The sequence below is a fragment of the Corynebacterium humireducens NBRC 106098 = DSM 45392 genome, from assembly GCF_000819445.1.
In the GTDB taxonomy this organism is placed as follows: domain Bacteria; phylum Actinomycetota; class Actinomycetes; order Mycobacteriales; family Mycobacteriaceae; genus Corynebacterium; species Corynebacterium humireducens.
The window spans coordinates 731,865-745,597 of sequence record NZ_CP005286.1 but is presented as its reverse complement, the minus strand read 5'-3'; the positions used below and the strand labels follow the sequence as shown (position 1 = coordinate 745,597).

The window sequence follows — 13,733 nt, the reverse complement described above, 5'->3', positions numbered from 1 at the left end:
TCGCAGAAATGTGGCCCACAACACGTCACGCCTCCAACGTCACCCACATCACCCCCGCTGGAAGTGTTTCCTGAATCACAAAAACCCCGCCACCTGCGGTGACGGGGCTCACAGTGGGGCGGGGGGCTCCCCCCGCATCACTCAACGAAAAGTGCGCACCGGGCCATCTTCGTGACGTCCTTACGGAGCTCCTCAAGGTCCGCCCAGTGCAGAACATAGCGTGCGGAGTTCACCAGACCGGCCACCAGCTGCACCCGGATTCGGGCCGTCGCACGGTCCAGATCCGGCCGCGCCCGCTGCAGGGCATCCGCCCACAGACCCAGATAGGTACGCTGCAGCGACTTGACCTTCTCCCGGACGCTCTCCTCCAGGTTCTCGATCTCACGCCCCTGCACACGGATGAGGTCCGCCTCGGTCACGGCGACCTCGACGTGCATCGCGATGAGTTCATTGAGCACCGCCTCCGGATCGGACTCCGCGGTGAGCTCATTGCGCAGGAACGCGTCCCGCGCTCCGTCCACCAGACGGATCGAGATCTCCGTGAGGATGTCCGCCAGCAGGGCCTCCTTGCTGTCGAAGTGCCTGTAGAGGCCCGGACCCGAGATTCCCACCGCAGCGCCGACGTCCCCCAGGCGCGTCTGGTGGAACCCCTTCGCAGCCATGATCGTCGCGGCGGCGGACAGGATCTCCTGCCTGCGTTTCGCCTTGGCCATCTCTCGTGCGGTCGCCACTACCAGGTCTCCCGTTCCTGTTTCTCCGTCGGACCCGAATGGTCCTACCTCATGCCAATGTACTTGATGGACCCCGACGGCCCCGACGCCCACCCCGGTTCCGCGGACGCCCCGCCGCTGCTCAACGCGTCAATCACAGGAGTGCGCCGGGACGCTCCCCAGCACAGCCGGCAGCCCGGCGGCCAGGAGATCCGACATCGCCTGGGCGTCCTCGTAGGTCCCCGAGGCGGGCATCACCCACAGGCTGACCGCCACGTCACCCGTCCCGGCCGCCGCGCCGGGCACCAGACCGAACTGGCGGACGGTGTAGCGTCCGTCCGGCTCCGGCCCCCAACCGCCCTTAAAGCGGGCGCCCTCCAACTGCCCCAGGCCGTAGCGCTGCACGATCATCCCCATGTCCGCCAGCACCTCGCCGGTGCCCGGCAGACACGGCAGCTGCGCCGCGAAACGGGCCTGGGCGTCGAGGGGCCAGGCGGTCTGGCCGAAGCTGCTGAACCCGGGGCGGGTGTGCTCGTGGGAGACGCGGACCGGGGCACCGGCCTCGGCCAGCACCGACTCCACCGTCGCCGCCGCCCGGGTCGGCTCCCCGAGCGCCGCCCACAGCTGCTCCGCCGCCGCGTTGTCCGAGGACCGGATCGCCTCCCCCGCCACCGGCGCCAGCCCCGGATCCTGCCGCAGGGCCGCCACCGCGATGGGGACCTTGATGGTGGACCACGCCACCGGCGCCCCACCGGCCTCACCCGCGGTGATCACCGCGCCGTCCGCCACGGCGAGCGCGGCGCCGCCGCCGAAGGTGGCCACGGCGGCGTCGACAAGTTCCTGCAGCTGTGCGTCACTGCTTGCCGACGCCTCCGTGGTCGCGGGCGTCGGCTGTGCCGTGGACGTGACCACCAGGGTGCTCACGGGGGTCTCCCCCACCTCCCCGATCGTGCAGGAACTCACCGCGAGTCCCGTCACGCACAGTCCCGCCACGAACCGTATCCGGATGCTCACTGGATGTAGACCACCGCGTTGTTGCCGCCCCGGCAGGTGACGTAGGAACCGTTGTCCGAGCAGGTCATGCTGTAGTTCTGACCGGTGACCGGGCTCCAGGCGGTGAGGGTGAGCGACGGGCTGGCGTCCGGGGTGTACACGCGGCGGAACTCCCGGGCCACGGCCTCCGCGAAGGGGGCGCTGGTGACCTCGGTGCCGGCGTAGAACCGCGTGAAGCGTCCCTCCTCCCCGATGCCGGAGGTGGTGCCACCGACCTGCAGCGCACCGGCGGGGACGGGCTCACGTATCTGGACCGGCGCCGGGGAGGCCGGCTCCGCGGGAACCACATAGGTGCTGGTCACCACAATTGGTTCGGGGGCGGCGGAGCTACCGAACCAACCCTGGGACCAGCCGGCGGCGCCGAGTCCGCCGAGGCCGATCAGGGCACCCACCGCGACCACGGGCAGGACCCACGAGGGGCGGGACTGCGGGTGCTGCGCAGCCGGTGCGGCCGGCGCAGGCTGCACTGGCGGGAAGGAGTCGGTCGCCCACTCCCTCTCCCGGGGCCCGGGGGTGGTGCCGGACGGGGGCGGGGCCTCATCCCAGGGATTCCGGTTACCCCAGCTGTTCCCCCCGCCGGCGGCGGACTGCTCGTTCCAGGTCATACCCCTCATTAATGCACACACAGGGATGGATAACGATACAGCCACCCGATTCCGGGGAGGGTCAGGGCAGGCGGGAGAGGATCCTCTCCGCCTGGGCGACCAGCGGGGCGTCGATCATGACCCCGTCGACCTGGAAGGCCCCCGTATGCCGCTGCGCCCCGGCGATGACGGCCCGCGCCCACTCGACCTGCGCCTCCTCGGGGAGGAACGCCCTACGCACGACGTCCACCTGCGCCGGGTGGATGCACGCGGTGCCGAGGAAACCGGAACGCGCGGCGTCGAGGGCCTCCGCGAACTGCCCCTCCTCATCACGGAAATCGGCGTGGATCGCATCCACCGCGAACTTCCCCGCCGCCGCCGCGTGCACGAGCACCTGGGAACGGGCGTGCCGGATGACGTCCCGGTACTCCCCCACCCCGGGCTCATCCGCCTGGCGACGCGAATGGGTCCCTCCCAGGAGCGTGATGAGGTCCTCCGCACCCCAGAACAGGCCCACCACCTGCGGATGACCGGCGATGGCGGCGATGTTCACCAGGGCCTGCGGGGTCTCGATCATGGCGATGACGTCCAGGCCCTCCAGCCCCTCCGGCAGGGAGGCACCCACCTTCGGGACCATGACGGTGCGCACCCCCACCTCCCGGACCAGGGCGACGTCAGCCGGGAAATGCGGGGACTCCGGGCCGATGGTCCGCAGGATCGTCCGGCCGGGATCCAGCTCCGCGGCCCGCACCGTGTCATGCAGATCACCGCGCCCACCGGAGCCGGCCCCGTCCTCCAGGTCGACGATCACCGTGTCGGCACGGGCGAATGCCTTGGGGATCAGGTCACCACGGTGCGCCGGAGCGAAGAGCAGGGACGGACCAAAGGGGATCGTTTCCATGGAACAAGTATGTAGCATCAGTGGCATGGAGACGTCAGCGCCTCAGCTTGCCCCGGCCCCGGCAGGGCTGTTCCTCCGGGGTGCCGCCACCTTCGTCGACGTGACTCTCGTCCTCCTGCTCGGCCTCGGTGTGCAGACACTGGTCACGGAACCGCTCGACCCCGACATGTTCACCATCGCCGCGCTGCTCACCACCGCCAACATCCGCATCCTCGCCGAGACGGTGTGGGGTGGCAGCCCCGGCAAGTGGCTGACCGGCATCCGCGTGAAGTTCCCCGGCGCGCCCCGCCTGTTGCGCCTGCCGCTGTCGATCCTGCGCAACAGCTGGCTGTGGGTGATCCCCCTGTCGATCCTGCTCGGCGACATGATCCTCAGCGTGTGGGCGGCGGTCGTGGTGGTGGCGGTCTCCATCATCCTCGGCCCCGACCGCCGTTCAGTGGCCGACCTGCTCGCGGGTGCCTACGTCATCGACTCCAACGCGCCCCGCCGCGTCCCCGATCCCGTCGACCGCACCTCCCCGCGCCGTGCCCTGGCGTGGGCGGTGGACATGACGCTCTCCGCACTCGCCGGCTGGGCGCTGGACAACTGGCTCGACTGGTCGTGGTGGGCGTGGGGCCTGGTAGTCCTGGCGGTGCTGAGGATCGCCTCCGAGAGCCTCCGCGTGCCGACGCCCGGCAAGGCCCTCCTCGGCCTCCGCGTCGAGCACCGCCCCGGGATGCTCCCCGTGCGGGCCGCGGCTCGCAACCTGTGGATCCTGCCCGCCCTGCTCCTCGCGGCCGGTTTCGATCACCCGTTGCTGCTGGTGGAGTGCTTCATCGCACTGTCCTTCCTCTACCTGCCCGGACAGCGCAGCGCCACGGACTACCTGGCGCAGGCGACCGTCACGCGTTGATCATCCGTCAGGCGATGTAGACGACGGCGTTCTCGCCGCCCCGGCACGTGATGTACGAACCGTTGTCCCGGCAGGTCATCTCGTAGGTCTGACCGGTGACCGTGCTGTAGACGAAGATGGTGTCCTCCGTGCGGTTCGTCGCCAGGTAGTTGTTGACGAACACATCCCGCACCGCCAGCGCGAAGGGCTCACTGGTGACCTCCGTGCCCCGCCAGACACTGTTGTAGTCGCCGGTAGGCGCATTGGTGCGTGCCGCCTCATTCGCCGGGATGGCACCCGCCGGCACCGCCGCCCGCTCCGGAGCAGGCGGTGGTGGTGGCGTCGGGGAGTCATCCGCCGTGGTGGCGCGGACGGTACTGGTGTACGTGGAGGTCACGGGACCACTGCCACCCCCGGCGACATTGAACCAGCCGAGGAAGTAGCCCGCCGTGGCCAGGACCGCCAACGCCGCGACCAGCAGCAGCGCGAGAATCATCCAGACAGGATTCCTCCTGCTCTGCGCCGCCACCTCCGGGTGGACGTACTGCCCGTACTCCACCGCCTGCGGGGGCTGCTGCGGAGGAAAATACTGCGTCGGCTTCTCCGGCTCCCAGTCGCCGGGGTTCGTCGGTGTCGTCATCACGGCCAGCCTTTCCCGCCTGCTCAGCGAGTCGAAGTCCCTCCCCCTCATCGTGGCACAGACCGTGGTGGCGGGCCGTGGTTTCCGAGACAGCAGGCGCCCCGACGGAGGATCCGTCGGGGCGCCTCGTCTCTTCAGCGACGCTGACTAGTGCGCGAAGTGGCGTGCCCCGGTGAAGTACATGGACACACCGGCCTTCTCGGCGGCGGCGATGACCTCGTCGTCACGGATGGATCCGCCGGGCTGGACGACGGCCTTCACGCCGGCGTCGGCAAGCACCTCGAAGCCGTCCGCGAACGGGAAGAACGCGTCGGAGGCGGCGACGGCGCCCTGGGCGCGCTCGACGTCACCGGCGAGGGTGTTCGCGCGCTCGACGGCCAGCTTGGCGGAGTCGACGCGGTTGACCTGGCCCATGCCGACGCCGACGGTGGCGGAGTCGCGGGACAGCAGGATGGCGTTGGACTTGACGGCGCGGACCGCGGTCCAGGCGAACTGCAGGTCGGCAAGCACCTGGTCGGAGACCGGCTCGCCGGCGGCGAGGGTCCAGTTGGCGGCGGTGTCGCCCTCCGCCTGCAGGACGTCGCGCTCCTGGACGAGGACGCCACCGGAGATCTCCTTGACCTCGAGGCCGGAGCGGGTCAGCGGCTCCGCCTGGAGGACGCGGATGTTCTTCTTGCGGGCGAGGACCTCGACGGCGCCGTCCGCGTAGGACGGTGCGATGATGACCTCGGTGAAGATGTCGGCGACCTGCTCGGCCATGGCCACGGTGACCTCACGGTTCGCGGCGATGACGCCACCGAAGGCGGACATCGGGTCGCAGGCGTGGGCACGACGGTGGGCGTCGGCGATAGAGGTGTCGGACACGGCGATGCCGCACGGGTTGGCGTGCTTGATGATGGCGACGCAGGCACGCTCGTGGTCCCAGGCCGCGCGCCAGGCGGCGTCGGCGTCCTGGTAGTTGTTGTAGCTCATCTCCTTGCCGTGCAGCTGCTCGGCGTTGGCCAGGCCACCGGTGCCCTTGTCTGCGTAGAGGGCGGCCGCCTGGTGCGGGTTCTCGCCGTAACGCAGGGTGGCGGTCAGCTCGTGGGAGCTGCCGATCCAGGCCGGGAACTCCGTGCCCTCCTCGGCAGCCTCGGCCTGCTCGCCGAGCCAGGTGGCGACGGCGACGTCGTAGGCGGCGGTGTGGCGGAAGGCGTCGAGAGCCAGGCGGGTGCGCTCGGCACGGGTGAAGCCGCCGTCCTTGAGGGCGGCGGCGACGTCGTCGTAACGGGCCGGGTCGACGACCACGGCGACGGACGGGTGGTTCTTCGCGGAGGCGCGGACCATGGACGGGCCGCCGATGTCGATCTGCTCGACGCAGGCGTCGAAGTCGGCGCCGGAGGCGACGGTCTCGGTGAACGGGTAGAGGTTGACCACGACGAGCTGGAAGGGTTCGACTCCGAGGTCAGCGAGCTGGGCGAGGTGGTCGTCCTTGCGGGTGTCGGCGAGGATGCCGGCGTGGACCTTCGGGTGGAGGGTCTTGACGCGGCCCTCGAGGCATTCGGGGAAGCCCGTGAGCTCCTCGACGGGGGTGACCGGGATGCCCTGGTCAGCGATCTTCGCTGCAGTGGAGCCGGTGGAGACGATCTCCACGCCGGCGTCGTGCAGCGACTGTGCCAGGCCCTCAAGCCCGGTCTTGTCGTACACGCTGATCAGCGCGCGCTTGATTACCTTGCGATCATCACTCATGGATGAACTCAACCTTCCTGGTGGTCTCGTCGATGGTTGCCGACCGCAGCACCGACACGATGAGCTGGCGTTCGACCTTCTTGATGCGCTCGTGGAGGGAGCTTTCGGTGTCACCCGGTTCCACCTCGACCGCCTGCTGGGCGATGATCGGGCCCGTGTCCACGCCCGCGTCGATGTAATGGACAGTGGAACCGGTGACCTTCACCCCGTGGGCGAGCGCATCCCGGACGGCGTGCGCCCCCGGGAAGGACGGCAGCAACGCCGGGTGGGTGTTGATGATGCGGCCGCCGAAGCGGTCGAGGACGCCGGCACCGAGAATCTTCATGAACCCGGCGGACACGACGATCCCCGGGTTCCCCTCCTCGATGACATCGGCGAGCGTGACATTCCAGGCGGCGCGGTCCTCACCGAGTTCCACGACCCGCGTCCCGACACCTGCGGCCTCCGCACGCTCCAGTGCCGCGCACGGCACATCGGCGATCACGAGCGACACCCGGTAGTGGCTGTCCTGATTGTCCAGGATGGACTGCAGCAGGGTGCCGCTACCGGAAACGAGCACGACGACATTAACTGGATCGAGGGTGGAAGTCACCCGTCCGATCCTAGTCCCTGGGCCCCGGATCTACGGCGTTCTCGTCCTCTTCCGCAGAAACTGGGGTAACCGGGATGTCAGTTTCCTCCGCTTCTGCGGCTTCTTCGGCCTCTTCGGCCCCTGCAGACTCGTCGGACTCCGCCTCGGCCTCCTCAGCTTCCTCAGTGTCCGAAGCGTCCTCGGCTTCTTCTTCCTCCTCCGGCTCCTCCTCGACGACCTCGCCCTCGAGGATCTCCGGCTCCTCATCCTCCGGCTCCGCCGGCTCCTCCGCCGGGGGTTCCTCCACCGGGGCGGCGGCTGCGGTGCGGGCCCGGCGGTCCGCCAGCTTGCCGACGAGCGCCGCCGCCACGCCGATACCGCCGGTCCAGGCGAAGGCCAGGCCTGCGGTGAGCCAGGCCATCGGGCCGGCGACGCCGAGGTGACCGACCTGTCCCGTGGTGAGGTAGGAGGCCACCAGCACGAGCACCGTCACGATCGCGGCGGTCGCCAGGGTCTGCACCACGGTGAAGCGCACGCCGCTGAGGACATAGGCCACCGCCATGGAGGTGACCAGCAGCAGGAGGATGGACCACTGGTGGGCCCAGCCGGGGATGAGCGCGAACAGCGGCATCGGCGGCAGGACGGTGAGGTCGATGGCGTAGAGGGAGAGGGAGGAGGCGCCGATGTGGAACTCCGAGCCGAGCATCACCGTCGCCGCGGCGAGGGCGGCGTTGGGCAGGTAGAGCAGGGAGATGAGTGCCGTGCCGACGTAGCCGGCGCCACCGTCATATACGGAGAGGACCTCGACCTGGCGGGACCAGCCGGCCACGAGCAGCACCAGGACCAGCACCAGCGCCGCCCCCGCCCAGAGAAGGAGGATGCGGACGGCGGTGGCGGCGGCGTCGGCAAGCCACTCGGGGGCGCCGTAACGCCGCAGCAGCGCCCGCCACAGGCGGCCACCCATGCCCAGCGCCAGGGCGAGTCCGTGCACGAGCAGCGTGCGGGCCACCGCATGGCCGAGCGGCGGCGGGCCGACGTCGAAGACGCGTCCGGCGTCCCACATCATGGCCGCGGCGATGAGGGTCAGGGCCAGGGGGACGAGGAGGACGCCGACCGTGATGACGAGGAGGTCGGCGATGCTCACCCTGTCGCGCACCGACACATGGATGCGGCGTGACACGAGCGCGATGAATCCGATGGCGGGCAACAGCGGGAGCACGCCGAGAACGATGCCGTCCGCGGAGACCGGGACGAGGTTGATGATGAGCCACAGTTGCGCGATGGTGGCCGGCAGGGCCGCCAGTGTGGTACGAGTCACAAGGAGTCCCGTGAGTGCCACGGCGATGATCGCCAGGACGACGACGAGGGAGGGCACGAGGTACACGCCGAGATGACGGCGGGCCCGCCCGAGCGTGCCGACGGGGGCGGGGGCCTCCCGGGACGCGCGGGTGGAGGCCGCGCCGCGGGCGGCCGTACTACCTGCGGAAGTCCAGCCGGCGCGGATGTTGCGGGGGCGCCGACCGGGCCTGGACTGGGGACTGGTCTTTCTGCTCATCACCTTCCCACTGTGCCACGCGGACCCCGCCGCGAGAGAGTGACGCGACCGTGCCCGCGCGGGATGTAACGTTCCCGGAGCAACCAACGATGTAGACAATTTCCTCCGGACCGGTTGCCACCCATGAATCGAGACGCTATTGTTACCGACCGTAGGTAACAAAGAGGTCACAATCCCGTAGCTAATCGTGATGTGGCCAGGACGGAAGAAGGCTTCATGCGCATGACGACTGAGCGGTCGGCCCGAGGTAAGCACCGCAAGATCACCACCTCGCAGACCACCAAGGGGCGCATCGCCCTCGTCACCGTCGCCACCGGCGCCGTCTCCACCGCCGGCATCGGCGGAGCAGCCGCCGCCCAGATCCAGGCGCAGAACACCGAGCAGGTCTCCGAGGCCGCCACCCCGGAGTACGCCCTCGCCGCCGACACCGCCGAGCTCTCCGGCAGCTCCGCCCCGGAGGCCACCCCGCAGATCCTCGCGATCGCCGAGTTCAAGCCGGCGACGTACATCGAGGAGCAGATCGCCAAGGCCGTCGAGTACTCCGCCGTCCGCGCCGAGGCCGACCAGGCTCTGCGCGCACCGTCCGTCGCCAAGCCGGCCGAGGGTGTCTTCACCTCCGGCTACGGCCCGCGCTGGGGCACCCTCCACGCCGGCATCGACATCGCCAACGCCGTGGGCACCCCGATCCTCGCCGTCATGGACGGCGTCGTCATCGACTCCGGCCCGGCCTCCGGCTACGGCAACTGGATCCGCATCCAGCACGAGGACGGCTCCATCTCCATCTACGGCCACATGGAGACCCTGGACGTCTCCGTCGGCCAGACCGTCACCGCCGGCCAGAAGATCGCCGGCATGGGCAACCGTGGCTTCTCCACCGGTTCCCACCTCCACTTCGAGATCCACCCGAACGGCGCAGGTGCCGTCGACCCGGTGCCGTGGTTCGCTGAGCGCGGCATCACCATCGCCTAACTAGACCAGATTTTCGCCCCGGCCAGGTTTCTGGCCGGGGCTTTTTGGCGTTTTCCGGCCCCTGACAGCCATCGCACCTCTTGCCGCCCCGCAGGTTACCCGGTAACCTCACCCCCAAGAGGTTACCGGGTAACCTGCCCGGCACCGTCACCTCCCGCAAGGAACCGCCATGCCCATCAAGCACTCCCTGCTCGCGATGCTGGCCGACGGACCACACTCCGCCAGCCAGCTCCAGCAGCAGTTCAGCGAGCGGACGCAGGCCGTCTGGCCCCTCAACATCGGCCAGGTCACCCAGACGCTCGGCCGTCTGGAGCGCGACGGCCTCATCGAGACCGCCGGCACCATCACCGGCGCCAACAACCGCCCCGCCGACACATACCGCCTCACCACCGCCGGCACCGAGCTTCTCGACGACTGGTGGTCCCGTCCCGTCCAACGTCCCCCCACGGACCGCGACGAACTGGTCATCAAGGTCTCCCTCGCCGCGCAGAACCGCAGCGTCGACCTCATCGGGCTGCTCGACCGGCAACGGCGCGCCACCATCGCCCAGCTCCGGGAGCTCACCCGTCTCTCCCGCACCCTCGACCACACCCGCACGGCCGAACGCCTGCAGGTCGAACGCCGCATCCTCGACCTCGAGTCGGAGGCCCGCTGGCTCGACCGCGTCGAGGCCCTGTCCACCCCCCGACCCCAGGAGTCCTGACATGTCCCCCACCTCACCCGCTCCCCTGGAGCTGCAGAACGTCACCTGCGTGTTCGGGTCCGGCCCCCGCCGGGTCGTCGCCCTCGAGGACGTCTCCCTCGTCATCGAGCCGGGGGAACTCGTCGCCGTCATGGGACCCTCCGGCTCCGGCAAGTCGACGCTGCTCAACGTCGCCGGGCTCCTGCAGCCCCCGACCTCGGGCCGCGTGCTCGTCGACGGCGTCGACGCCGCCGACCTCTCCCCCACCCGCTCCGCCGAGCTGCGGCGCACCCGGATCGGCCTGGTGTTCCAGCACTACAACCTCGTGCCCACCCTCACCGTCGGGGAGAACGTCTCCCTGCCGCTGGAGCTCGACGGGCGCGCCCCCGCGGAGTGCCGGGAGGCCGCCCGCATCGCCCTCCAGGAGGTGGGCCTCGACGGCCTCGCCGACCGTTTCCCGGAGGAGATCTCCGGTGGTCAGGCCCAGCGCGCGGCCATCGCCCGGGCACTCATCGGTGAGCGGGCCGTCCTGCTCGCCGACGAGCCCACGGGAGCCCTCGACACGACGACCGGCGATGCCGTGCTCCGCATCCTCCGCGACCGCGTCGACGCCGGCGCGGCCGGCATGATCGTCACCCATGAGCCCCGTTTCGCCGGCTGGGCGGACCGCACCATCGTGGTCCGCGACGGCCGCCTCGTCGACGACGGGGGTGAGCTGTGATGAGCGCCCTACTCGCCGCCTCGCGCCCGACCCGGCGCGACATGGCCCGCCACCCCCTCCGGATCCTCGCCGCGATCCTGCTCATCGCCCTGCCCGTCCTCGTCCTCTCGTGGATGGGGACCAGCGGTTACGCCGAGGAGCACGCCGCCGGCCGGGACCCGGACCGCACCCGGGCGACGTGGCACGGCGGTACCTGCGTCCAGAGCATCGACGGCACCAACGGGGACTGCACCCCCGCGGACCCCGCGGAGGACCGTCCGATCCAGGCGATCCTCGAGGAGAACCTGCCGGAGGGGTTCACCTCCGGGTTCCACGGGCACGCGTGGGGTGTCGCCACCCACGGGCAGTACCGTTCCGAGTTCCCCCTCCAGCAGCGCCCCGGGGGCCGTGTCCCGCCCCCGGGCGAGGTGTGGCTGACCACCACCACCGCGCAGGAGCTGCGCGTGGGCACCGGGGACACCATCACCTTCACGCCGCAGAACTCCGGTGATCCGGTGGAGCTGACCGTCGCCGGCACGATGCCGGGCTACACCGGGCTGGTCGCGGAACCGGGTCTCGTGGACCCGGCCACTCTCCGGCCGGACTCCGACCTGGGCGGTTCCTGGTCGATCACGGGGCCAGGGGAGTTCACCTGGGATGACGTCCTGGCGCTCAACGCGGTGGGATTCACGGTCGTCTCGCAGGACGTCATCGACAACCCTCCGCCCGTGGAGGCCGTCGACGGGCAGATCCAGAGGAACCGCCTCGAGTACCTCACGTCCGACCTAGACTCCCTCGTCGTCGCCCTCGCCGGTGTCCTCACCATCGGGCTGCTGGCCGTGCTGGTGATCTCCCCGGTCTTCACCATCGCCACCTCCCGCATGGCGCGGATCTTCGCCCTCATGAGCGCGCAGGGCGCCACCCCGCGGCATATCCGCCTGGCGGTGCTCACCTACGGCTTCGTCGCGGGGCTCGTCGGCGCCTCCCTGGGCGTCGTCCTCGGGGTCGGCGCCGCGGCGGTGTCGTGGTTCCTCCGCTACCCCGGATGGGACTTCCCCGTCCCGTGGCTGCAGCTCCTCGCCCTCTGGGCGGTCGCGGTCGCCGGTTCGACGGTGGCCTCGCTGCTGCCGGCGTGGGTGGCCTCGCGGGCGTCGATAAGCGCGGGTGTCCAGGGGGCCTCCCCGGACCGGTTGCTGCGCTGGCGGCCGTGGATGGCCGCCGGCCCTCTCGGGCTGCTCCACCTCACCGTGATCATGGCCGTGCTGTGGGTGTTCGCCGAACCGGCGACGCGCTACTTCTGGTCCACCCTGCCGGCGCTCGCCCTGGTGCTGCTGCTCGCGGCCAGTGCCCCGGCGCTCGTGTGGGGGCTGGGGCGCCTCGGGCGGGGTGCACCCCTGCCGCTGCGGCTCGCCCTGCGTGACGCGGGCCGGCAGTCCATGCGCAGCGTGCCGGCGCTGGCGGCGATCATGGCGGTGCTCGCGATCGCGGTGGGCATCTACGCCGACCAGTCGGCCTCGCAGGCCCGCGACCGGGCCCTCCACGACAGCGTCTACCAGGGACAGTCGGTGCTTCTCACCCCGGCGTTCGCCGACGGAGCGGCTCCGGACCCGGCGGCGGTGGAGGATGTCGTCGCCACGGTGCAGGCGGAGACGGGGACGGCGGAACGCATCGACCTGCGCGGTGTCCGGTTCCTCCCGGAGTCCACCCACCACGAGATCGACTACGGCACGGACATCCGGGCCTGGGACCGGCGGGACCACGTCGCCGGCGTCCTCGAGTGGGCCCCCGTCTCGCTGCTCGAGGCCTCCCCGGAGATCCTCGACCTGCTGCGTCTCGACGACGCCGACCGCACCCGCGCCCTCACCGCCCTGAGCACCCCCGGCATCCTCGTCCCGGTGGACGCCGAGCAGACCGAGCTGCCGGTGCGGGAGGTCGCCTGGGATGACGTGGGTGAGGAGGTCATCGTCCTCTCCGAGACCGTGCTCCCCACCGTCCCCGTGCTGCCGGAGCTCACCCAGATGGCGCTGATCACCCCGGCGGGCCTCGCGGAGACCGGGGCGCCGGTCGACTACGTCGGCACCGTGCTCGTCCCGGAGGAGCGGCTCACCTGGGGGCAGCAGCAGGATCTGCGGAGGCGCGTCGCCGACGAGACCGTGGGCATCTCCGTGCGGGTCAGCCCCGCCCAGTGGCTCGCCGACTGGTGGCCGGCCGCCTTCGCCGGGATCCTCGGCACCGGTGTCGTCGTCGTGGTGACGCTGGTGATGGCCCTGTCCTGGCAGGGGTCCCGTCGGCAGTTCGCGCTTCTCGACGCCGTCGGCGCCCATCCCTCCCTGCCCTCCCGGGTCTCCGGCGCCTTCGCCGCCGTGCTCGCCCTCGCAGGTTCGACCGTCGGCGTGTTCTTCGGCTACCTCGCCGCCCTCCTGCTGACCTCCCGGACGCGGGTCCTGGAGTCCGGGGTCGTGCTGGAGACCGGCACCGTCGGGCATCTGGTGCCGGACTGGCGGATCCTGCTCATCCTGCTCGTGGTCACCCCGTTCGTGGCGTGGGTGATCGGGCGGCTGGTCCACCGCCGGGTCGGGGAGCCGGAGTACCGCGAGACCTAGTCCACACGCGCCGTACGGCCGGAAAATCACCCCCGCAGCCCTCACCCCATCGTTACATTTCTGCAACATCAGTAACACCAGTAACAGGGGGTTTGAGCTGCGGGGATCTCGCGTTCCGTCCCGGTTGCCGCCCGTGACCAGCACGTTTTACGTTGCCGACACCCCC

At 70.6% G+C, this 13,733-nt stretch carries 13 protein-coding genes; 5 read left to right on the top strand and 8 right to left on the bottom strand.

What is annotated here, in order from left to right; genetic code table 11:
- Window positions 1–137: 137 nt before the first annotated feature.
- From B842_RS03790 to B842_RS03775, 4 genes are all read right to left on the bottom strand, one after another.
- Window positions 138–731, bottom strand: coding sequence for a TetR/AcrR family transcriptional regulator (locus B842_RS03790; protein ID WP_245631393.1), 594 nt, complete (start codon window positions 729–731; stop codon window positions 138–140).
- A 129-nt stretch (window positions 732–860) separates the two neighbouring features.
- Window positions 861–1,724 (bottom strand): hypothetical protein, encoded by an 864-nt coding sequence (locus B842_RS03785; protein WP_040085276.1) that lies wholly within the window; start codon window positions 1,722–1,724, stop codon window positions 861–863.
- Window positions 1,721–2,368 (bottom strand): hypothetical protein, encoded by a 648-nt coding sequence (locus B842_RS13120; protein WP_052437724.1) that lies wholly within the window; start codon window positions 2,366–2,368, stop codon window positions 1,721–1,723. The genes B842_RS03785 and B842_RS13120 overlap by 4 nt, the downstream gene beginning before the upstream one ends.
- 61 nt (window positions 2,369–2,429) lie before the next feature.
- Complete coding sequence (locus B842_RS03775) at window positions 2,430–3,248, bottom strand: HpcH/HpaI aldolase/citrate lyase family protein (RefSeq protein WP_040085274.1); 819 nt, start codon at window positions 3,246–3,248, stop codon at window positions 2,430–2,432.
- Window positions 3,249–3,273: 25 nt separating this feature from the next.
- On the opposite strand from B842_RS03775, the gene B842_RS03770 reads away from it, so the two are divergent.
- Entirely contained in the window at window positions 3,274–4,140 is an 867-nt protein-coding gene (locus tag B842_RS03770) for an RDD family protein (protein ID WP_040085273.1), read from the top strand.
- 7 nt (window positions 4,141–4,147) lie between these two features.
- Here B842_RS03770 and B842_RS03765 read toward each other — a convergent pair whose 3' ends face one another.
- From B842_RS03765 to B842_RS13115, 4 genes are all read right to left on the bottom strand, one after another.
- Window positions 4,148–4,759, bottom strand: coding sequence for a lipocalin/fatty acid-binding family protein (locus B842_RS03765; RefSeq protein ID WP_156119429.1), 612 nt, complete (start codon window positions 4,757–4,759; stop codon window positions 4,148–4,150).
- Window positions 4,760–4,906: 147 nt separating this feature from the next.
- Window positions 4,907–6,487, bottom strand: a complete 1,581-nt coding sequence (gene purH / locus B842_RS03755; RefSeq protein WP_040085269.1) for a bifunctional phosphoribosylaminoimidazolecarboxamide formyltransferase/IMP cyclohydrolase — start codon at window positions 6,485–6,487, stop codon at window positions 4,907–4,909.
- The gene (gene purN / locus B842_RS03750) at window positions 6,480–7,079 is read right to left on the bottom strand and encodes a phosphoribosylglycinamide formyltransferase (RefSeq protein WP_174520282.1); all 600 of its coding nucleotides are present in this window, start codon (window positions 7,077–7,079) and stop codon (window positions 6,480–6,482) included. The genes purH and purN overlap by 8 nt, the downstream gene beginning before the upstream one ends.
- A gap of 10 nt (window positions 7,080–7,089) precedes the next feature.
- On the bottom strand, window positions 7,090–8,613 hold the full coding sequence (locus tag B842_RS13115) for a cell division protein PerM (RefSeq protein WP_156119428.1): 1,524 nt from the start codon (window positions 8,611–8,613) through the stop codon (window positions 7,090–7,092).
- A 216-nt stretch (window positions 8,614–8,829) separates the two neighbouring features.
- On the opposite strand from B842_RS13115, the gene B842_RS03735 reads away from it, so the two are divergent.
- The 4 genes from B842_RS03735 (at window position 8,830) to B842_RS03720 (ending at window position 13,567) form a co-directional block, all read left to right on the top strand.
- Complete coding sequence (locus tag B842_RS03735; protein ID WP_040085265.1) at window positions 8,830–9,582, top strand: M23 family metallopeptidase; 753 nt, start codon at window positions 8,830–8,832, stop codon at window positions 9,580–9,582.
- Between the two features lie 169 nt (window positions 9,583–9,751).
- Window positions 9,752–10,285, top strand: coding sequence for a PadR family transcriptional regulator (locus B842_RS03730; RefSeq protein WP_040085264.1), 534 nt, complete (start codon window positions 9,752–9,754; stop codon window positions 10,283–10,285).
- A gap of 1 nt (window position 10,286) precedes the next feature.
- Window positions 10,287–10,985 carry an ABC transporter ATP-binding protein gene (locus B842_RS03725; RefSeq protein WP_040085262.1) on the top strand — a complete coding sequence of 233 codons (699 nt, stop codon included), beginning with the start codon at window positions 10,287–10,289 and terminating at the stop codon, window positions 10,983–10,985.
- On the top strand, window positions 10,985–13,567 hold the full coding sequence (locus B842_RS03720; RefSeq protein WP_040085261.1) for an ABC transporter permease: 2,583 nt from the start codon (window positions 10,985–10,987) through the stop codon (window positions 13,565–13,567). Before B842_RS03725 ends, B842_RS03720 begins: the two co-directional genes overlap by 1 nt.
- The last annotated feature ends 166 nt before the right edge of the window (window positions 13,568–13,733 follow it).